The sequence below is a fragment of the Brachybacterium hainanense genome, from assembly GCF_042434575.1.
Classification (GTDB): Bacteria; Actinomycetota; Actinomycetes; order Actinomycetales; family Dermabacteraceae; genus Brachybacterium; species Brachybacterium hainanense.
Genome location: NZ_JBHLSV010000033.1, coordinates 16,931 through 36,913 on the forward strand (window position 1 = coordinate 16,931; position 19,983 = coordinate 36,913).

Below are 19,983 nucleotides of genomic sequence, written 5' to 3' on the forward strand. Positions count from 1 at the left end.
AGCCTACCCGTCCGCCCCGACCTCCGACAGGGCCCGTCCGGATCGTGCGCGGGGGATCACAGGACCCCCGCGCCACCCCGTGCGCGACCCGCAGGAGCACCCGGGCTCCGGGCCGCACGGAGCCCCCGGGGCCGCCGCGGATCCCGTAAGCTCCGGCCACCTGCGCGACCGCGCCGCAGACCCCACCGCACCGCAGCGCGACCAGGAGGTCGACGACGATGAAGCCCGTCCCACCGGAACCGCCGCTCGGCCCCTGGAGGCCGTTCCCGCTCGGGAAGATCCTGGAAGCGGCCGAGTGTGGGCGGAGGTCTCGACCCGGACGGACCCGGACCGCGATCGCGGTCGACGGGCGCAGCGCCTCCGGCAAGACGACCCTGGCCGCCCGCCTCGCCGCTGACTGCGGACCGCGGACGGCGCTCGTGCACACCGACGACCTTGCCTGGCACGAGCCGCTGTTCGGCTGGGCGCATCTGCTGCGCAAGGGCATCCTGGACCCGTTCCGTGCCGGCGAGGCGATCTCCTTCGCTCCGCCGCAGTGGGGTCGCCGCGGCCGGGAAGGAGCGATCGAGATCCCGGCCGATGTCGAGCTGCTGGTCATCGAGGGGGTCGGATCGGGTGACCGCAGCTGCGCCGACCTCCTGGACCTGCTGTGCTGGGTGCAGTCCGATGCCCAGGAGGCCCGCACCCGCGGCATCGCCCGGGACCTCGCCTCCGGCGTCGACGGCGACGAGCAGGAGACGATCGCGTTCTGGGACGAGTGGGGCGCGGCCGAGGCCGCGCATCTCGCCGCCGACAGGCCGTGGGAGCGGGCAGACCTCGTCATCTGCGGGACGCCGCCGGAGCCGGCCCCCGACGGAATGGTCCTCGCCGCAGATCGCGCCCCGTGAGCGCTCCCGGACCACCTCGCGGAGCGCAGGAGGGCCGGAACCGACCCGAGGTGACCCGCCGCAGGTCCCCGCGCTCACACCTCGACGAGCTCGGCCTCCGCACCCGGGATCGCCGCGATGAGCTCGCGCGTGTAGGGGTGCTGCGGCGCGTCGAAGACCTCCGCGGTGCGTCCGGACTCGACGACCTCGCCGCGGCGCATGACCAGCACGTCCCGGCACAGCTCGCGCAGGACGGCGAGGTCGTGGGTGATGAACACGAGCGCGAGGCCCTTCTCGCGCTGCAGGCGCGACAGCAGCGCGAGGATCTGCGCCTGCACGGTCACATCGAGGGCGGAGACCGCCTCGTCGCACACGAGCACCTGCGGGCCGATGCTCAGGGCGCGGGCGATCGCGACCCGCTGCAGCTGCCCGCCCGAGAGCTCATCGGGCTTCCGGGCGGCGAGCGCCGGGTCCAGGCCCACGTCCTCGAAGAGCCGCGCGACCAGCGCGGACCGTCCGGCGCGCGGCACGCGGGCGAGGGCGCGGACGGGCTCGAGCACGGACCAGCCGACGGTGCGGGCGGGATCGAAGGAGGAGTGCGGGTTCTGGAAGACGGGCTGGACGATGCGGCGCTGGGCGCGCCCCCGGCGTCCCGTGCGCAGCGGCTCCCCGCCGATGCGCACGGTCCCGGCGGCATCATCGGCCTCGGACGCGCCGGGCGCGGCGTCGGGCGCGACCAGACCCAGCAGGATCCGGGCGAGGGTGGTCTTCCCGGAGCCGGACTCACCGGCGATCCCGATGCTGTCGCCGGGGCGGACCACGAGGTCGGTGGGTCGCAGCGCGTGCACGGGGTCGCGGCGGGTGCCGTAGGTCCGTGCGACGCCCCGGGCCTCGAGCAGGGGCGCCCGGTCGTCGGCAGGCTCGGGCGGAGCGATCGCCGCGAGGGTGCGCGAGCGGCCGGGGATCGCCTCGACGAGGGCGCGCGTGTACGGATGCTCGGGAGCGGTGAGCAGGCCGCGGCTCTCGCCCTCGTCGACGATCTCGCCGCGGCGCAGGGCGATGGTGCGGTCGGTGCGGTCCGCGGCGACCGCGAGGTCGTGGGTGATCAGCAGCAGGGCCGTGCCGTGGGAGGAGGTCAGCTCCTGGAGGCGGTCCAGGATGCGCCGCTGCACGGTGACGTCGAGCGCGCTGGTGGGCTCGTCGGCGATGATCAGCGCGGGTTCGGACACGATCGCGGCGGCGATGAGGACGCGCTGGCGCTGCCCGCCGGACAGCTCGTGCGGCCATCGGTCCGCCAGACGCTCCGCCTCGTCCAGGCCCGCCTCCGCGAGGGCCTGCAGGGCGCGCTCGCGGTGGCTTCCGGGGTCGCCGATCCGATGATGCCGCAGGGGCTCGATCACCTGGTCGATCACGCGGCGCAGCGGGTCGAGGGAGCCGCCGGGGTCCTGGGGGACGTAGGCGATGTCGCGGCCGCGGATGCGGCGGGCGCGTGCATCGGGCAGGGAGAGCAGCTCGGTGCCGTCGAGGCGGACGGCCCCGGAGACCTCGGCGCGGGAGCCCAGCAGGCCCAGCACCGCGCGGGCGATGCTGGACTTCCCGGAGCCGGATTCGCCGACCAGGGCGAGGGACTCCCCGGCGCGCAGCGTGAAGGACACGCCCGGGACGGCGGGAGGGGCGGATCCGCGGCGGCGCGAGCTCCGGTAGGAGATGCGCAGGTCCGTGACCTCGAGCAGGGTCGGGGCGGTCATCGGGTCTCCTTCGTGCCGATCCCGCGGCTGAGGCGGTTCACGGCGAGCACGGTCAGGCCGGCGACGAGCGCCGGGAACGCGGTCCACCACCAGGCGGTCGCGATGTACATGCGGCCCTCGTTGATCTGCGATCCCCATTCGGGATGCGGGGGCACGGCGCCGAAGCCCAGGAAGCTGAGGGCCGCGACGGACAGGATCGCGCCGCCCAGGTCGATCCCGGCGACCACGGCGATCGCGCCGGAGGCGTTCGGCACGACGTGGGTGAGGATCCCGCGGATCCGGCCGGTCCCGCTCGTGATCGAGGCGTCCATGTAGGGCAGGCCCACGATCCGCAGGGTCTCCGCGCGGGCGATGCGGACCATGCCGGGGATCCCGGCGATGCCGACGGCGATCGCGACCTTGTCCACCCCGAAGCCGAGCGCGGAGATGATCGCGAGCGACAGCAGCAGCCCGGGGATGGACACGATCACCTCGACGGCGCGGGAGATGATCGCGTCGACCGCCCCGCCCAGGTAGCCGGCGAGCATGCCCAGCAGACCGCCGGCGCTGAGGGAGATCGCGACCGCGACGAGGCCGGCGAGCAGGGAGGTGCGGGTGCCGAACACGACACGGGAGTAGACGTCGCGGCCGTTCAAGTCGGTGCCGAACCAGAACTCGGCGCCGGGCGGGGCGAGGGAGGCGCCCACGGCCTCGAGCGGGTCGTGGGTCGCGAACAGCCCGGGCAGGAGGATCCAGCCCAGCAGGAGCACGAGGAACAGCACCGACGCCGCCATGCCGGGCCGGAGAAGCAGGGAGCGCAGGCTCATCGGGTCCTCCTCGCGGCCGGGGAGACGACGCGCGGGTCGATCAGCGGGTAGGACAGGTCCACGATCAGCGTGACCAGGACGTAGATGCCGCCGGTGAGGACGATGAGCGCCTGGATCAGCGGGAAGTCGCGAGCGCTCACGGCCTCGACATAGAGGTTGCCGATCCCGGGGCGGCCGAAGATCGTCTCGATGATCGCGGCGCCGGAGACGATGCCGCCCACCAGCATGCCGACGATCGTGTACACCGGCAGGCTCGCGTTGCGCAGCACGTGGCGCAGCACGACCTGCGCGGGAGACAGACCGCGGGCGCGGGCGACCTCGACATACCCCTCGGCGGAGACCTCGCGGATCGAGCGGGCGAAGACCTGGCTGAGGGTCCCCGCGCCCAGCAGCGCGATCGTGATCGAGGGCAGCAGCACCGAGCGCAGGCCATCGGCCCCGAAGGCGGGGAACCAGCCCAGCTGGAAGGAGAAGATCTGCAGCAGCGCGATCGCCAGGACGAAGGAGGGCACGGCGATGCCGATCACGGTCACGCCCTGGAAGGCGGAGCGCAGCCACGCGGTGGGCAGCAGCACCGAGCCGAGGGCGAAGACGATCCCGAGCGCGGTCATGAGCAGCAGGCTGACCGCACCGAGCTCGAGGGTGGAGCCGATGCCCTGGCCGATCACGTCGGTCACGCTCTGGCGCTGCTGGGAGTAGGCGGTGCCCCAGTCGAAGGTCACCACGCGGCCCAGGTAGCCGAGGTACTGGAGGATCACCGGCTGGTCCAGGCCCATGTCGGCGCGGACCTGGGCGAGCTGCTCCTCGTTCGCGGCCCCCGCGTCGCCGCCCTCCCCGCCCATGACCATGAGCCGTGCAGGGTCTCCGGGGGTGAGCTGGACGATGAGGAAGGACAGCGTGATGGCGCCCCACAGCACGACGAGCGCCTGGCCCAGGCGGCGCAGGACGTACCCGGTGAGCAGACGGCCGTTCATGAGGCGGGCGCGAGGTCCGCGAAGGCGGGCTTGTTCTCGGCGTCCAGCACGATCGGGCCGAGCGTCGCGGAGGCGGCGCTCACGGAGATCGCGTCGATCAGCGGGAAGGAGTAGCCGCCCTCGAGCAGCAGCCGCTGCGCCGTCTCCGAGGCGGCGGCCCGCTCCTCCGGGTCGGTCGTGGACTGCAGCGCGAGCAGGGCCTCGTCGATCTCCGGCAGCGGGGTCGAGAAGAAGAAGGACTGGTTCTCGTAGAAGGAGCTGTACACGACGCGCAGGACGTCGGGATCGGCGCGGCCCTGGGTCCAGGTGGACAGATCGTAGGGGGCGTCGTAGAGGCCGTGCTCGGAGGACTGCGCCTCGGTGACGGGCTCGAGCACGAACTCGATGCCGGCCTTCTTCCACTGGGTCTGCAGGAGCTGGAAGAGCTGCTCGTACAGGGTGTTCCCGCCGACGTACTGGATGGCGACGCTCAGGCGCTGCCCGGCGGCGTTGACGCGGATGCCGTCGGCCCCGACCGTCCAGCCTCCCTCCTCGAGGATCGTCGTGGCGGCGTCGAGGTCGTAGGCCAGGAACTCGGAGAGGTCAGCGGAGCCGGGGGTCGCGGCGGTCAGCAGACCGGTCGCGGGCTCGACCTGGCCCTGGTAGATGCGCTCGGCGATCTCGGCGCGGTCGGTGGCGGGGTTGATGGCCCGGCGCACGGCCTCGTCCTGGAAGATCTCGCGATAGAGGAAGGGCACCAGCGGGAAGGAGATGCCGCGCGTGGCCCGCTTCTCGACCTGGAGGGTCGTCCCCTCGATGGAGGCGAGGGTGGAGGTGTCCAGCAGGAACGCGAAGTCGACCTGGCCCGAGGACACGGCACCCGCGAGCGTGGTCGCATCGGGGATGAAGGAGATCTCGATCTTCTCGAAGGCGGCGGCGCCCTGGTTGGTGTAGGCGCCGGACCCCCAGGCGTAGTCCTCGCGCCGGGTGAGGGTGATCGTCTTGCCGGGGGTGTAGCTCTCGAGCAGGTAGGCGCCGGAGCCGATGACCTTCCCGCTCGCGACCTCCTCAGGGGTCAGGGCGAGGGTCGCATCGGCGAGCATCGAGAGGGTCTGGGTGGTCGCAGCCTGCAGGAACTGGGCGTTGGGGCCGTCGAAGGAGACCACGGCCGTGCGGGGATCGACGACCTCCGTGCCGGTGTATCCGCGCAGATGGCTCGCGCCGATGTAGGCCAGCGCCCCCAGGTCGATGATGCGGTCGAAGTTGTTCTTCACGCTCGTGGCGGTGAACTCGGTGCCGTCGGAGAAGGTCACGCCCTCGCGCAGGTGGAAGGTGAACTGCGAGGAGTCCTCGTTGGCCTCCCAGCTCTCGGCGAGCCACGGGAGGATCTCCCCGGTCTCGGGGTCCTGGTCCACGAGGGTGTCGGCGATCTGCCGGGCGACGGCGCGGGAGACGGTGTAGGGCGGCTGGTGGGGGTCGTAGTTCTCGCTGTCGGAGGGGAAGGCGACCTTCAGCAGGGAGGTGTCCGCGGCCGCGCCGGAGGCGCCGCCGGCGGAGCCGCATGCGGCGAGGGCGGGCAGCGCGAGGACGCCGAGCGCGGCGGCGGTCGTGACGGTGCGGCGGGGGATGCGGGGCGCGGCAGACGCGGGGGCCATGGTCGTCCTTCGGGGCGGCTCGTGGGGCTGTGAATGGTTCCAGGCATCGACCGGGGAGCACGGCCGGAACCGGAACAAACCCTAGTACCTCTTATGGGGCCGCCAAGGACAAGTTCTCTGTCATACGGCGTGACATGGATGACGCGGGACGGCACGATCGGCAGGCCCGCGTTGGTAGCCTCGCCGCATGCTCCCCGGCGACATCACGCATCTGACCTCCTTCTCCCGCCCGACGATCTCTCCGGACGGGAGCGCCGCGGTCTACGCCGCCTCCCGCCCCGACCTGCGCGCGAACCGCACCGTGGGCCAGCTCTGGCGGATCGAGCTGCGGGCCGACGCCACCGCCGCCGCCCCGCCGCGGCGGCTCACCCGCGGCCTCGCCGATGCCGCCCCCGCCTTCTCCCCGGACGGAGCGCGTCTCGCCTTCCTGCGACCCGATGCGCAGGGTCGCCGACAGCTGCAGGTGATCGACGCCCGCGGCGGCGAACCCATCGTGCTGACCGACCTGCCCCTGGGCGTCGCGTCCTTCGCATGGTCCCCGGACGGCAGCCGGATCGCCGTCCTGGCGCGGGTGCCCGAGCGCGGCCGCTACGGCTCCGTCGAGGGGCTCGGCGCCGCCGCCGAGTCTCCGCGCCGCATCACCGGGCCGCGCTGGCACGCCAACGGCGTCGGCTACACCCTGGACCGGCCTGCGCAGGTGTTCGTGGTCCGGGCGGCGGATCCGCAGGAGGAGCCGCTGCCGCCGCTGGCCCCGCATCCGACGCACGAGCTCGCCCCCAACCCGCCGATCGCGCTCGCCCAGCTGACCGATGCCGCCGCCGATCACTCCGCCCTCGTCTTCTCCGCGGACGGCACCGAGGTGCTCGCCGTCCGCGCCGAACACGCCGCGGCCGCCGGTGACCAGCGCCGCGAGGTCGTCGCGATCACGGCGCCCGCGGCCGGATCGGAGGCGATCACGGCCGCGGACCTGCGCGGCGAGGAGGGCTCCCCCGCCCGGGTGCGGGTCGTGGTGCCACGGGAGGCGGGCCTCGCCGTCCGAGGCCTCGCATCTCTGCCCTCCGGCGAGCTCGCGCTGCTGGCCTCGGAGCCGATCGACGGCCGCGACGACGTGGCGGCCGACCAGGGCATCTGGCTCGCGCCCCCGGACGGCGGGAGAGCCCCCCGCCGCCTGACCGCACCGGAATCGCTGCTCGTGGGCCCGGGTGGGTCCGAGCTCGTCGTCCTCGGCGAGGATCTGCTGCTGCGCACCCTCTCCCGGGGCCGTGAGCACCTCACGCGCGTGCGCCCGGACGGCCGCACCGAGCTCGTGCTCGGCGGGAACGTCGTGATCGAGGGGGCCGATGCGGTACGCGTCGGCGAGCGCGAGATCATCCTCGCCGCCGCCGCGACCCCGGACAGCACCGGGGTGCTGCTGGCGGCCGATGCGGCAGGAGGCCCGGCCCGCGTGCTGGTCGATGCGGGCGAGGCGCTGCGGGAGCTCGCACCGCCCGTCCTGCCGGAGGAGCTGGAGATCATCGGCCGCAGCGGATATCCCGTGCACGGCTGGCTCGCCCTGCCGCCGCAGCCCGTCGACCCTGCGTCGATCCCGCTGATCCTGCTGATCCACGGCGGCCCCCACGCCGCGTACACGGTCGCCCTCTTCGACGAGGTGCAGACACTCGTGGAGGCCGGGTACGCGGTCGTCTACGGGAACCCGCGCGGCTCGGCCGGCTACGGGCGCGCGCACGGCCGGGCGGTCAAGGGCGGATTCGGGACGGTCGACGCCGAGGACGTGCTGGACCTGCTCGAGGCCGCTCTGGCCCGCGACGCACGGCTGGACGGGGAGCGCCTGGGCATCATGGGCGGCTCCTACGGCGGCTATCTCACGGCGTGGATCATCGGCCACGACCACCGCTTCTCCGGGGCGATCGTCGAGCGGGGCTTCCTGGACCCGCTGAGCTTCCAGGGGACGAGCGACATCGGCACGTCCTTCGGCGACCAGTACATCGGCACCAGCGCGGAGGACATCCACCGGCAGAGCGCCTTCGCGGCGGCGCCCGCGGTCCGCACACCCACCCTCGTGATCCACTCGGAGCAGGACCTGCGCTGCCCCCTCGAACAGGGCACCCGCTACTACTCCGCCCTGCAGCGGGCGGGCGTGGAGTCCGAGATGCTCATCTTCCCCGGAGAGGACCACGAGCTGACCCGCTCCGGCCAGCCCCGCCACCGCGTCGAGCGCTTCGACGCGGTCCTGGACTGGTGGAAGCGGCAGCTGGGCTGATCCCTGCGCGAGGCGCCACGGGAGCGCCGCACGCCCCGCGTCACCGTCGGCCGCGACCCATCGCCCGGCGCACCCGGGCGAACCAGCCGGCGGTGCTGATCGCGTTCCCGGCACCGCCGCCGACGACGAGGCCCGCGGTGCGGCCCTGCAGGCGCGCACCGCAGCTTTCGCAGAGGATCCGGCCGGTCACGGAGCGGTAGGGAGCACCGCGGATCTTCCGGCGGCACTGCTCGCATCGGTTCAGGCTCATGCCCCGATGCTCGCACACCGCAGCGGCCGCAGCGCCGGTCAGAAGACCTTGACGACCGCGCCGTCGAGGTCGGTGCGGACCGTCGCGGAACCGCGGTCGGCCGTGACGCTCACGTCGATCTTCAGGTCGAGGGAGAACGGGGTGTCGCGGGAGATCGTCAGCCCGGTCGCAGCACCCCCGTCGACCTCCGCGGCGCCCGGGGCGGCGTCGATCGCAGCGACGATGCCCGCACCGCTCACCTCGTCGATGCCGAAGACGTTCTGCTCGAGCGCCTCCGTGTCACCGCCGTAATCGACGGGGGTGGACTCCTCGCCGACCTCCCCGTCGTGCCAGCTCCAGGCGTTGAGCTCCTCGGGGGCGGCGGGGTCGGTCGCATACAGGGTGATCACGCCGTTGCTCGCATCGAGCTGGGTGATCTGGGCGCTCTCCCCGCCGACGCGCTCCTGGAAGGCGGTGAGCACGGCGTCGACGTCCTCGGCGGTCAGGTCGTCGAGCCAGGCGCTGGATTCCGCCTCGGCGTCGGCCTTCGCCTCCGCGATGGAGGTGGGCGCGTCCGTCGAGCTGTCGCCGCCGAGGGCGCTGCAGGCGCTCAGGCCGCCGATGAGCATCAGGGCGGCGACGGTGCGGGCCGCGGCGCGCGCGGCGGCGGGACGGGGGCGGGGGGTGCGGTGCATGGCGGGGGATGCCTTCCTCGGCGGACGGGGATGCGTCGCCGGGCGGCGACCGCCCCATCTTAACGCAACAGTTCGTCGCGTTAGTGCGTGGTGCGTCCGCGCCCCGGCGCGCGCGGAGCCGGGATACTGGAGGCATGGACATGAGCGATCCGGACGCGGGCCCCCGCACCCGACCCGGCGGGCGCAGCGCCCGCGTTCGAGCAGCCCTGTTCGAGGCGACGCTCGCCGAGCTCGTCGAGAACGGGTACGCCGCGCTGTCGATCAGCACGGTCGCGGCCCGCGCGGGGGTGCACAGGACGAGCGTCTACCGTCGCTGGCCGGATCGCGACGCCCTGCTCGAGGCGGCGCTCGCCTCCCTCACCGCCGAACCCGTCCGTCCCGAGGACACCGGGGCCCTCGAGACGGACCTCCGACGCTACGCCGAGGGCATCATCACCGTGCTGAACGGCCCCGCAGGCACCGTGCTGCAGGCCCTGCTCTCCTCCGACGCGCGCTCCCTGCCGCAGGCGGACCGCCTGCGCCAGGCGCTGCTGAGCAGCCGGCGCGCGCTGTCCGCGCAGATGCTCGCCCGGGCGGTCCAGCGCGGAGAGATCCCCGCGACGACGGTCGCCGACGATGTCGTGGACCTGCTGGTGGCCCCCCTGTACTTCCGCCTGCTGCTGACCGGGGAGGCTCTCGACGACGCGCTCGCCGCGCGCACGGCCCGCGCCGCCGCGGCGGCCGCCCGGGCCGGGGCGCTCACGGCGCAGACCGACTGATCCCGGCACCGCTCTCACGGCCGGGGGCCGTCGTCCCGGAGGAGCGAGCGCCCCCGCGCTCAGTCCTCGTCGTCAGCCCCGGCGGAGGGCTCATCCGAGGGCTTCCCGGCCGAGGCGCCGCCGGTGGGCTTCTCCTTGTCCGGCTTCGAGGTGCCGGAGCCGTTGCCGGGCCCCGTGTCCTCCTCGTCCGTCGCCCCCTCCTCCTTCGCCGGAGGCGTGGTCTTCGCCGGCGGCGCCGAGGTCGTCCTCTCCTCCGCAGGCGCCGTCGAGGGCTTCTCCGACGGGGTCTCCTGCGGGGTGGTCTCCGCAGGAGGCGTCGTCTCCTCCGGGGTGGTCTCCTCCGGCGAGGGCTCCTCGGTCTCGGGTGCCTCGGTGGTCTTCTTCTCCTTCTTCGGCGTCCGCGTGGACGACGTCTTCGAGGAGGAATCGTCATCGTCGTCGGAGCGCGAGGAGCGCTTCTGGTTGTCCAGGCGCATCTGCTCCGGGAACTCGAGCATCTCCTGACCCTCGAGGGAGGGCTTCATGATGTGCGTCCACACCTGGGTCGGGAAGGTGCCGCCGGTGATGTCGTCCTCACCGCCGAAGGGGGTCAGCGACTCCTGAGCCCCGGCATCGCTCGGCTGGAACATGCCGACCGCGGTCACGAGCTGCGGGGTGAAGCCCACGAACCACGCGGACTTGAAGCTCTCGGAGGTGCCGGTCTTGCCGGCCACCGGGCGCCCGTCCATGTTCTGGCCGACGTACCGGGCCGAGCCCTGGGTCGGGGGACCCTGCAGGGCGACGGTCGCGTTCACGGCCACGGCCTCGTCCAGCACGGTCTTGGACGCGTCCTTGTGCTCGTACTCGCTGCTGCCGTCGGAATTGGTGACGGACTGGACGATGTACGAGGGGTGGTAGACGCCCTTCGCAGCGATCGTCGAGTACGCCTCGGCCATCTCCTGGACCGTCGGCGCGGCGGTGCCCAGCACGTTCGAGTCGTAGGCGTTCAGATCCGGGGTGTCCTCCGGCAGACCCAGCTGGATCGCGGCGTCGCGCGTCTTCTCCGGGCCCATCTCGATGTTCAGCTCCGCGTAGGCGGTGTTGATCGAGGACGTCGTCGCCTTCTTGAGGTTGACCGTGCCGTAGGAGGTGCCGCCGAAGTTCTTCACCCGCCAGCCGCCCCGGAAGGTGTGCGGAGAGTCGCCGTTCAGCTGCGTGTTCAGGCTGTAGCCCTCCTGGAGGGCAGCGACCAGGGTGAACGTCTTGAAGATGGATCCGCCCTGCATGCGCGACTGGGTGGCGTCGTTGTACGACTGCGTGACGTAGTCCTTGCCGCCGTACATCGCCTTGATCGCCCCGGTCTGCGGATCGATGGTGATGGTGCCGACCCTGTTGTTGGCGGGACGGTCCTCGGGGAGGTCCGCGATCGCGAGGACCGTGTTCTCCTGGATCTTCGGGTCGATCGTGGACACGATCGTGAAGCCGCCGGTCTCGAGGGTGTCCTCGTCGTAGCCCTGCGCCGTCAGCTCCGACTTCACCGCGGCCATGAGGTAGCCGTTGGTCCCGGCGAGCGCGTTCTTGTTCTTCGGCTCGACGGTCTTCGGGAACTCGAGCGCATCGGCCTGCTCGGCCGTCATCTTGCCGGTCACGTTGACCTGGCGCTCGATCACGCGGTCCCACAGGGAGGCGGCGCGCTCGGGGTTCTTGGCCGGGTCGTACGCCGAGGGCGCGGGGATCACGGCCACCAGCAGGGCGGCCTCCGCATCGGTGAGGTCCTTGGCGTCCTTGCCGAAATAGGCCTGGCTGGCCTCCTGCACGCCGTAGGCGCCCCGACCGAAGTAGATGGTGTTGAGATATCGCGAGAGGATCTCGTCCTTGGACAGCTCCTCATCGGCCTTGAGCGCCATCATCGCCTCCTGGGCCTTGCCCAGGTAGGAGGTGTTGGTGCCCGTGTAGTACCGCTCGATGTACTGCATGGTGATGGTCGAGCCGCCCTGACGGGACTTGCCGGAGAGGTTGTTGACCAGGGCGCGCACGACGCCGCGCGGGGACACGCCGCGGTTCTCGTAGAACGTCGAGTCCTCGCTCGCGACGACCGCGTTCTTGATGTTGTCCGGGATCTCGTCGCTCGGGATGATCGTCCGGTTGATCTGGGAGAACTTCCCCATCTCGGTCTCGCCGTCGGAGAAGTAGACCCGCGTGGTCTGGGCGAGCGCGACATCGCTGGGCTCGGGGACCTCGGTGGTCTGGTACAGCCACACGACCGCGGCGACGCCGGCGATCACCAGCAGCGCGAAGGCACCGAGGATCATGCGCAGCGAGGGGAACCAGCGCCACACGCCCTTCTTCCCGGCGCGCGGGTAGTTCAGGAGGTTCTTCTTCGGCTTCGCACGGCGCGCGAGCGTCGTCGCGCCCGCCGCCGCTCCGGCACCGGCCGCGGCCGTGCGCGAGCTGCCACGACCCTTCCCCTTCGACGACGTCGAGGAACCCGATGCCGGCGAACCGGACTTCGCAGAGCCGGACTTCGCAGAGCCGGGCTTCGCAGAGCCGGGCTTCGAGGAGGCCGCCTTCGCGCCGGCACCCGCCTCCGCACGGGACGTCCGGGAGCTGCCCTTCACCTCGGCCGGGGTGCTGCGACGCACGCCGGCGGCGCGCCGCGCTCCGTTCTTGCCGGGGTCTCCGGGACTCGACGAGCCGCGGGAATCGCTCATGGGGGCTCCTGCTTCCTGGCCGATGGCTGGGGCGAAGTATCGGGTGAGGACCTGGACGGCCCACGCCTTCTCAGTATGTGCGCGGCTCTGCCGCCCGCACACCCCTCCCGGGCGACTCTCACACGGTGTCCACGACTCGTGCGAGCCCGGTCACAGCCGCCCCGGCTCGATCAGCGGGCCTCCCACCAGGCCTTCAGCTCCGCCTCGGCGCGCTCCCGGCCCAGCGGCCCGTGCTCCATGCGCAGCTCGAGCAGATGCCGGTACGCCTCCCCGACCTCGCGGCCGGGGGCCAGGCCCAGGATCTCCATGATCTCGTTGCCGTCGAGGTCGGGACGGATCCGCCCGATCTCCTCCTGCTGGGCCAGCTCGTCGATGCGCGCCTCCAGCTCGTCGTAGGCGCGGGCCAGGCCCCGGGCCTTCCGCTTGTTGCGCGTCGTGACATCGGCCCGGGTGAGGCGATGCAGATGCTGGAGGAGCGGCCCCGCATCGGTCACGTACCGGCGCACGGCGGAGTCGGTCCAGGCCGAGTCCGCGTAGCCATGGAAGCGCAGGTGCAGCTCGACCAGGCGCGCGACCTGCTTGGTGGTGTCCCTGTCGAAGGCGAGAGCCTTCATCCGCTTCGCGGTCATCTTCGCGCCCACCACGTCGTGGTGGCGGAAGGTGACCACGCCGCCGGCCTCGAACCGGCGGGTCGCGGGCTTGCCGATGTCGTGGAGCAGGGCGGCCAGGCGCAGCACCAGGTCAGGACGCTCGCAGGGGCCGCCCGATCCCGGCGCGGACTCGAGGGCGATCGCCTGGTCCAGCACGGTGAGGGAGTGCTCGTAGACGTCCTTGTGATGGTGATGCTCGTCGATCTCGAGCTGCAGAGCAGGCAGCTCCGGCAGCACCTGCGGGGCGAGGCCCAGCTCGACCATGCCCGTGAGGCCCGCCCGCGGGTGCGCGCCCAGCAGCAGCTTCACGAGCTCCTCGCGGATCCGCTCCGCGGAGACGATCGCGAGGCGGTCGGCGAGGGCGCGGATCGCCTCCGCGGTGCCCTCCTCGATCGCGAAGCCCAGCTGGGAGACGAAGCGCACGGCCCGCATCATCCGCAGCGGATCATCGTCGAAGGACTGCTCGGGCGCGACCGGGGTGCGCAGCACCTGCGCGGCGAGGTCCGCGAGCCCGTCGAAGGGGTCGACCAGCTCGAGGGAGGGCAGGCGGACCGCCATCGCGTTGACGGTGAAGTCGCGCCGCGACAGGTCCCCGGCGAGGGTGTCGCCGTAGACGACCTGGGGCTTGCGGCTGGTCGGGTCGTAGGACTCCGTCCGATACGTCGTGACCTCGACGCGCAGATCGCCGCGGGCCGCGCCCAGGGTCCCGAACTCGCGGCCCATGTCCCACAGGCCGCCGCCCCGGTTCCAGGAGCGCAGGATCGCCTCGGTCTGCTCGGGACGGGCGGAGGTCGTGAAGTCGAGGTCGGCGCTCGAACGGCCCAGGACGGCATCGCGCACGGGCCCGCCGACCAGGGCGAGCTCATGCCCGGCGGCCTCGAAGGCCCGACCCAGCTCGTGGATCTCCTCCGGGAGGGCGGCGAACATCGAGGCCGCCCGGGTGCGCGCGACGTCGAGGCGGGAGCGCGCGGCGCCCGTCCCGTCCGCCGTCCCGTCCGTTCCGTGGAGTGCTTCAGTCACAGGGATACGGTAGTCGGCCGCATACAGTGTCCCCATGCCGCAGTCCGCACCGACCTCGTCCGGCCCCGGGACGGGGCGGTCATCCCGTCCCGCGCCGCCCGCAGCAGCGGTCGCCCCCGGAACGGGCCGCCGCTCGGCGCTCCGGGCGGCAGCATCGACCCTGGTCATCTGCCTGCTGGTGCTGCTGGCACCGGCCGGCGCCCAGGCCCTGCCGCAGCCCGACGACTTCGACGGCGCCGCGCACCCCCTGCGGCTGGAGCAGCTCGGACCGGTCGCGCTCGCACCGGGCGGCACGCTGACCGCTGAGATCACCATCACCAACACGTCCTCCGCCGTGCTGCGCGCCCCCCGCCTCGAGGTGCGCGCGCGCAGCGCCCGGATCACCGACCGCGACGACCTCCAGAGCTGGCAGCAGGAGGAGGCGGTCGATGCGCGCGGGGACCCCGCGGGGACCTCCGCCCCCGCGGCCGACCTCGCCCCCGGGGCGAGCGCGACCGTCTCCGTCGCGGTCCCGGCCGATGAGCTGGGCTTCTCCCCGTCCCCGGATCTCTGGGGCCCGCGCCGGCTCTCCGTCACGCTCGTCTCCGAGGACACGGCGCTGGCCAGCCTGCGGACCTTCACGATCTGGAGACCCGCCGGCGCCACCAGCACCATGCGGCAGTCGGTGCTCGTCCCGGTCGCCTCCCAGGACCCGGCCGCGCAGGTCGCCGACCCGGAGGCCTTCACCGCCGAGGCGACCTCCGGCCCGCTCGCACGGGAGGCGCGGATCGCCGCGATCGGCGGCGTGGACTGGCTGCTGGACCCCTCGCTGCTGGACCCGCCCGTGCTCGCCGTCGAGGAGACGGAGGAGCCCGGCTCCGGGGAGGGCACCCCGACCGCCGGCGAGGCCCCGCCGGAGACGAGCCCCGCTCCGGGCGGAGCCGAGCCCGCCCCGCACCCGCCCGCCGCGCAGCTCGCCGAGCAGCTGCGCGAGGGCGCCGAGGGCCGGACCGTGCTGGGCGCCCCGTACGCCGGAGCCGACCTCGTCTCCCTCCAGGAGGAGGGAGCGCAGGAGCTGCGGGCCCGCGCCGGCGCCGCCTCCCGCGCCACGTGGGCGGAGCAGGGCGTCGACGCCCGGGCCCTCGCCCTCGCCCTCCCCGCGCAGGAGACCACGGGGACGGAGCTGCAGGCCGCGCAGCGCGCCGGGGCAGGGGTGCTGATCGTCCCCCAGTCCGCGGTCGACGGGGCCGACGACCCGAGGATCACCCGCTCCTCCCTGGCCCAGCTGAGCTCCGAGGACGGCACCACCTCTCTGATCCTTCCCGACACCCGGCTGTCCGCGCAGCTGTCGACCCTGCGCGAGGACGCGGCGCAGGGCGAGGCCCCTGCGGCCGATGAGGCCCTGACCCGGCAGCGGATCCTCGCCGAGACCGCCGCGGTCGCCGCCCAGGACGTGCCGGCCGCGCGTCATCTGGTGATGATGCCGCAGGACGCGGCGGCCCTGGACGCCGAGGCCGTCACCCGCATGATGTCCGATCTCGAGGACGCGCCCTGGGTCGAACGGGCCCCCGTCGGACAGCTGCTGGACGCGGTGCCCGGCGGCACCACGACCTCGGAGCCCCTCGACGAGCAGGGGCGCGTGCTCACCGCCGGCGAGATCGCCCCGGCGCAGATCCTCGGCGACGCCGCCGCCCCGCCGGCGCGGCTCGACGAGGCGGCGGTCCGCTCCCTCGAGTCCTCCTCGGCACGGCTCGAGGAGCTCGCGGCCGTGATGGAGGACGATGCGACCCTCGATGCGCTGCGCCTGCAGATCCTGGCCGCGACCGGGACGGCGCATCGGACGGACGCGGACGGACAGCGCGCCCTGGCCGACGGCCTGGGCGCCGAGGTCGAGGAGCTGCGCGGCGCCGTCACGGTCGCCCCGGCCTCCGAGTACACGCTGGTCGCCGATTCCGCGGGCGTCCCCATCACCGTCGCCAACCGGCTCGACACCCCGATCACCGTGCAGGTCGCGGTCACGGCGGACACGCATGTGGTGCGCATCGGGGAGGTCCCGCCGCTCACGGTGCCCGCGCGGGGGAGCGCCCAGGTGACCGTGCCGGTGGAGGCGATCGCGAACGGCACCGTCACCCTGACCACGAACCTCTCCTCGACCGAGGGATCCCCGCTGACCGCACCCGTGCAGACCCCGCTGAGCGTGAACCCGGCCTGGGAGAACTGGACCACGATGGCGCTCATGATCGGCATGGGGCTGCTGGTGATCGTCGGCGTGCTGCGGGCACGGCGCACGGGCTCCGCCGCCCGCGCCCCGGGGGTGAAGGCGCCCGAGGACCCGGCGGTGCTCGCGTCCACGGGTCGCTCCCAGCCGGTCGCCGGGACGATGGACGCGGAGACCGATCCGGGTGCCGACCCGGATCACGAGGAGCCGGAGCCGAGCCCGCCCCCGGAGGAGGAGCGATGACCAAGCCGCTGCGCACCCAGCACATCCCGCGGCATCTGCACGGCTCCGGTGCCATCCGACCGGCGACCCGGACCGTCGCCCCCACCCTCGTCGCCGGTGGCGGGGCCGATGCCCTCGAGGCCTTCGCCCCCACGAAGGAGTCGACCGCCGGGGACACCCGGGCGGCCGCGCCGACGACGCCTGCGCCGACCTCGCCCCCTCCCGCCCGCCGCGGCGGGCTCGTGCGGGCCAGCATGCTCATGGCCTCCGGCTCGATGGTCTCCCGCCTGCTCGGCTTCGTGCGCAACTACCTCTTCGGCATGATCACGGCCGGGTCGATGACCGCGGCCGCGAGCGCCTTCAGCGCCGCGAACCAGCTGCCCAACACGATCTGGATCCTGGTGGGCGGCGGCACCCTGAACGCGATCCTCGTCCCGGCCATCGTGAAGGCTGCACGGCAGCCGGACCGCGGATCCGACTACGTCTCGCGCCTGATGACCCTCGTGGTGCTGGTGGCGGGGGCGATCACGGCGATCTGCATCGTCGCGGTGCCGCTGCTGCTGACGGTGACCAGCGGCGCCCTGCCGCCGGTGACGTACGCGCTCGCGGTGCAGCTGGGCTACTGGATGATGCCGCAGATCATGCTGTCGGCTCTCTATGTCATGTGCGGACAGCTGCTGAACGCGCACGACTCCTTCGGCCCCTTCCAGTGGGCGCCGGTCATGAACAACCTCGTCGGCATCCTCGGCGCGCTCGCGTTCCTGGGCCTGTGGGGAGCGCAGGGCGACCCGACCACGTGGACCATCGGGATGATCATCGCCCTCGCGGCCATGAACGTGGGCGGCTCCGCCGCGCAGGTCGCCTTCCTGTTCTGGTACGTCCGCAAGCTGCGGCTGCGGCTGCGGCCGAGGTGGGGCTTCCGCGGCCTGGGCTTCGGGAAGCTGTCGAAGCTGGGGCTGTGGACGCTCGCGATGCTGCTGCTCGCGCAGATGGGCATCTGGGCCACCCGCTGGTCCACCGGCAACGCGGTCCATGCGGTGGAGGAGCTGGGCGTCGGCTCGGTCGAGGCCCAGTCGTACCCGGCGCTCACCTCGATCGACTGGGCCTACCTGGTCTTCATGATCCCGCAGGGCATCATCGCGGTGACGATCGTGACCGCGATCTTCCCGCGGATCTCCCGCCATGCGGCCGATGCCGACCACACGGCCGCCCTGCGCGAGCATGCCCGCACCACCCGCATCCTCGCGGTGCCGATGTTCCTGTCGACCGCCGTGTTCATCGCGCTCGCGGGCCCGATCATGTGGGTGATCGGAGGCGGCACCGAGCCGGTCGGCGCGCGGGCCAACGCCTGGGTGCTGGTCGGCTACATGGTCGGCCTCGTGCCCTTCGCGGCGACATACCTGGTCAAGCGGGTCTTCTACGCCTACGAGGATGCACGCGCCCCGTTCTGGATGCAGATCCCGAACACGGTCGTGTCCCTGCTCGCGGTTGCGCCGATCCTGTGGCTGGTCGACGCGCACTACGCGACCGCGACCGCGGCGGCGGTCAGCAGCATCGGCAATCTGCTGGGCTGGTTCCTGGGCCTGTACATGCTGCGGCGCCGGGCGACGTCGCTGGGCGCGGCGACCACCGGGATCCGCGAGAGCATGCTCGTGTTCGCGAAGCTGGGCGCCGCCGCGTTGGTCACGGCGGCGGTCGGGATGATCGCCGTGCACCTGATCGGTGAGGCATTCTGGATCAGCCGGGTGCTCACCGTGGTGCTGGGGGCGGCCGTGGGGGCCGTCCTGTGCGCGGTCTTCGCGGGGCTCGCCTCTGTGATGCGCGTCCGGGAGCTGACCACGATGGTCGACCTCGTGCTGCGGAAGGTGCGACCATCCCGGAAGTCCGCGGCACCCACCTCGTAGCATGGAGCGGTGCCTTGACGAACGACGGAGGACGATCCGTGACCACTGGACCCCATGATGACGCGCTCCGCGCCCGCTGGACCCTGGAGGGGAGCATCCCCCTGGGCGGCGTGCCGACCGGAGCGTCATGGCAGCGCGCACGCACGGTCGCGACCGGCGAGAGCGTGATCCTGTTCCTCGCCGAGGGCCCGGCCGCCCTCGAGGTCGCCGATGCCGCCCGGCGCGCCTTCCTCGTCGAGGATCCTCGCCTGATCCCCGTCCAGGAGGTGCAGGTCTTCGGCGATCCGCGCGAGGATCCTGCCGCCGCGGCGCCCGGCGCGCCCGCACCGCTGACGGCCGTGCAGTACCCCGTCCCGCCGGCCCCGCCGCTCGCCGCGCTGTACGCGGACGGGCCGCTGCGCGCGGAGACCGCCCGCTCGATCATCGGCGAGGCCGCGACCGGGCTGGACACGGCGCGTCGCCGCGGGATCCGCCATGGCAACCTCGACTCCAACCGGGTGTTCGTGGATGCGGCTGCGGGAACCGTGCACGTGCTGGGGGCCGGGGTCGAGGCCGCGGCGGATCCCGCGGCCGCCGCCGGCTCCGGGGATCCGGGGGCCGATGCCGCGGCCCGCGACGCCGCGTCGCTGCTCGCCCTGCTGTACAAGGCGATGACGGGAACGCGGCCGCTTCGCGGGCAGGACGGGCTGGTCCCGCGCCCCGCGCAGATCAGCAGCCGCCGCATCCCGCAGGACCTGGACGTGCTGTGCGATCTGACGATGAACGGGCCTGCGCAGAACGCGCCCGCGACCGTCCGCGACCTCATCGCGGAGCTCGAGCCGTGGCAGTCGATCCCGGTCACGCTCGAGGCGTTCGACGCCGATGATGCCGCGCCGCCGTCCGCCCCGGCGTCGCAGGCGGACCCTGCGGCGGGGGCTCCGGAGATCGCGGCCACCGCCGCGCTGCCGGCCCAGGACGTGCCCGTCCCCGAGCCCGCACCCGTCCCCGAGCCCGCATCCGTCCCGGAGCAGCCCGAGGCCCCCTCCGCGGCCTCCGCCGGACCCGCCGCCGCAGGGGCATCGACCGATCCCGCAGCCGCATCTGCCGATCCCGCGGCCGAGGCACAGGGGCTGATCCGCGACCTCCACCTGGACGAGCCCCGCAGCGGCGCCGCCTTCCCGGGTCAGCTCGCGGTGACCGCTTCCGGCCCGTCCCCGGCCCCCTCGGCGCCGTCGCCGGAGACCCCGCAGCCGCAGCCCCTCTACGACTACGGCCCCGCCGCCGCGAGTGCCGCCGCGGCGGCGCCTCCCGCGTCGTCCCCGGTTCCGGCCGCCGCCCCGGCCACGAGCCC

Annotated in this window: 14 protein-coding genes; 6 read left to right on the forward strand and 8 right to left on the reverse strand. The window is 73.3% G+C overall.

Annotated elements, in window-relative coordinates; translation table 11 throughout:
- Positions 1-218 precede the first annotated feature (218 nt).
- A complete protein-coding gene (locus ACFFF6_RS18385) occupies positions 219-887 on the forward strand; it encodes a uridine kinase family protein (RefSeq protein ID WP_376982964.1) in 669 nt (222 codons plus the stop codon).
- A gap of 74 nt (positions 888-961) precedes the next feature.
- Here ACFFF6_RS18385 and nikE read toward each other — a convergent pair whose 3' ends face one another.
- The 4 genes from nikE to ACFFF6_RS18405 are packed head-to-tail and all read right to left on the reverse strand — an operon-like array spanning position 962 to position 6,028.
- Positions 962-2,614 carry a nickel ABC transporter ATP-binding protein NikE gene (gene nikE, locus ACFFF6_RS18390; RefSeq protein WP_376982965.1) on the reverse strand — a complete coding sequence of 551 codons (1,653 nt, stop codon included), beginning with the start codon at positions 2,612-2,614 and terminating at the stop codon, positions 962-964.
- Positions 2,611-3,420, reverse strand: coding sequence for an ABC transporter permease (locus ACFFF6_RS18395; protein ID WP_376982966.1), 810 nt, complete (start codon positions 3,418-3,420; stop codon positions 2,611-2,613). Before ACFFF6_RS18395 ends, nikE begins: the two co-directional genes overlap by 4 nt.
- On the reverse strand, positions 3,417-4,394 hold the full coding sequence (locus ACFFF6_RS18400) for an ABC transporter permease (RefSeq protein ID WP_376982967.1): 978 nt from the start codon (positions 4,392-4,394) through the stop codon (positions 3,417-3,419). Before ACFFF6_RS18400 ends, ACFFF6_RS18395 begins: the two co-directional genes overlap by 4 nt.
- A complete protein-coding gene (locus tag ACFFF6_RS18405) occupies positions 4,391-6,028 on the reverse strand; it encodes an ABC transporter substrate-binding protein (protein ID WP_376982968.1) in 1,638 nt (545 codons plus the stop codon). The genes ACFFF6_RS18400 and ACFFF6_RS18405 overlap by 4 nt, the downstream gene beginning before the upstream one ends.
- A gap of 187 nt (positions 6,029-6,215) precedes the next feature.
- Here ACFFF6_RS18405 and ACFFF6_RS18410 point away from each other — a divergent pair, with 187 nt between their 5' ends.
- Positions 6,216-8,288 (forward strand): S9 family peptidase, encoded by a 2,073-nt coding sequence (locus tag ACFFF6_RS18410; protein WP_376982969.1) that lies wholly within the window; start codon positions 6,216-6,218, stop codon positions 8,286-8,288.
- Between the two features lie 40 nt (positions 8,289-8,328).
- Here the strand turns inward: ACFFF6_RS18410 and ACFFF6_RS18415 are convergent, their stop codons facing one another.
- Entirely contained in the window at positions 8,329-8,538 is a 210-nt protein-coding gene (locus tag ACFFF6_RS18415) for a hypothetical protein (RefSeq protein WP_376982970.1), read from the reverse strand.
- 38 nt (positions 8,539-8,576) lie between these two features.
- The gene (locus ACFFF6_RS18420; protein WP_376982971.1) at positions 8,577-9,212 is read right to left on the reverse strand and encodes a hypothetical protein; all 636 of its coding nucleotides are present in this window, start codon (positions 9,210-9,212) and stop codon (positions 8,577-8,579) included.
- A 140-nt stretch (positions 9,213-9,352) separates the two neighbouring features.
- Here ACFFF6_RS18420 and ACFFF6_RS18425 point away from each other — a divergent pair, with 140 nt between their 5' ends.
- On the forward strand, positions 9,353-9,970 hold the full coding sequence (locus ACFFF6_RS18425; protein WP_376982972.1) for a TetR/AcrR family transcriptional regulator: 618 nt from the start codon (positions 9,353-9,355) through the stop codon (positions 9,968-9,970).
- 59 nt (positions 9,971-10,029) lie between these two features.
- On the opposite strand, the gene ACFFF6_RS18430 is transcribed toward ACFFF6_RS18425, so the two are convergent.
- Positions 10,030-12,660: a transglycosylase domain-containing protein gene (locus tag ACFFF6_RS18430; RefSeq protein ID WP_376982973.1), complete on the reverse strand. Its 2,631-nt coding sequence runs from the start codon at positions 12,658-12,660 to the stop codon at positions 10,030-10,032.
- A gap of 170 nt (positions 12,661-12,830) precedes the next feature.
- The gene (locus ACFFF6_RS18435) at positions 12,831-14,237 is read right to left on the reverse strand and encodes a CCA tRNA nucleotidyltransferase (protein WP_376982977.1); all 1,407 of its coding nucleotides are present in this window, start codon (positions 14,235-14,237) and stop codon (positions 12,831-12,833) included.
- 127 nt (positions 14,238-14,364) lie between these two features.
- Here ACFFF6_RS18435 and ACFFF6_RS18440 point away from each other — a divergent pair, with 127 nt between their 5' ends.
- From ACFFF6_RS18440 to ACFFF6_RS18450, 3 genes are all read left to right on the forward strand, one after another.
- Positions 14,365-16,770: a DUF6049 family protein gene (locus ACFFF6_RS18440; protein ID WP_376982975.1), complete on the forward strand. Its 2,406-nt coding sequence runs from the start codon at positions 14,365-14,367 to the stop codon at positions 16,768-16,770.
- The gene (murJ, locus tag ACFFF6_RS18445) at positions 16,767-18,653 is read left to right on the forward strand and encodes a murein biosynthesis integral membrane protein MurJ (protein WP_376982976.1); all 1,887 of its coding nucleotides are present in this window, start codon (positions 16,767-16,769) and stop codon (positions 18,651-18,653) included. The genes ACFFF6_RS18440 and murJ overlap by 4 nt, the downstream gene beginning before the upstream one ends.
- 38 nt (positions 18,654-18,691) lie before the next feature.
- The coding region (locus ACFFF6_RS18450) for a protein kinase family protein (protein WP_512700206.1) at positions 18,692-19,983 on the forward strand (1,292 nt) is incomplete at its 3' end.

Bases quoted from the DNA above. Each gene is read 5' to 3' on its own strand.
- ACFFF6_RS18385 (WP_376982964.1), top strand. From the start codon at position 219: ATGAAGCCCGTCCCACCGGAACCGCCGCTCGGCCCCTGGAGGCCGTTC.
- nikE (WP_376982965.1), bottom strand. From the start codon at position 2,614: ATGACCGCCCCGACCCTGCTCGAGGTCACGGACCTGCGCATCTCCTAC.
- ACFFF6_RS18395 (WP_376982966.1), bottom strand. From the start codon at position 3,420: ATGAGCCTGCGCTCCCTGCTTCTCCGGCCCGGCATGGCGGCGTCGGTG.
- ACFFF6_RS18400 (WP_376982967.1), bottom strand. From the start codon at position 4,394: ATGAACGGCCGTCTGCTCACCGGGTACGTCCTGCGCCGCCTGGGCCAG.
- ACFFF6_RS18405 (WP_376982968.1), bottom strand. From the start codon at position 6,028: ATGGCCCCCGCGTCTGCCGCGCCCCGCATCCCCCGCCGCACCGTCACG.
- ACFFF6_RS18410 (WP_376982969.1), top strand. From the start codon at position 6,216: ATGCTCCCCGGCGACATCACGCATCTGACCTCCTTCTCCCGCCCGACG.
- ACFFF6_RS18415 (WP_376982970.1), bottom strand. From the start codon at position 8,538: ATGAGCCTGAACCGATGCGAGCAGTGCCGCCGGAAGATCCGCGGTGCT.
- ACFFF6_RS18420 (WP_376982971.1), bottom strand. From the start codon at position 9,212: ATGCACCGCACCCCCCGCCCCCGTCCCGCCGCCGCGCGCGCCGCGGCC.
- ACFFF6_RS18425 (WP_376982972.1), top strand. From the start codon at position 9,353: ATGAGCGATCCGGACGCGGGCCCCCGCACCCGACCCGGCGGGCGCAGC.
- ACFFF6_RS18430 (WP_376982973.1), bottom strand. From the start codon at position 12,660: ATGAGCGATTCCCGCGGCTCGTCGAGTCCCGGAGACCCCGGCAAGAAC.
- ACFFF6_RS18435 (WP_376982977.1), bottom strand. From the start codon at position 14,237: ATGTTCGCCGCCCTCCCGGAGGAGATCCACGAGCTGGGTCGGGCCTTC.
- ACFFF6_RS18440 (WP_376982975.1), top strand. From the start codon at position 14,365: ATGCCGCAGTCCGCACCGACCTCGTCCGGCCCCGGGACGGGGCGGTCA.
- murJ (WP_376982976.1), top strand. From the start codon at position 16,767: ATGACCAAGCCGCTGCGCACCCAGCACATCCCGCGGCATCTGCACGGC.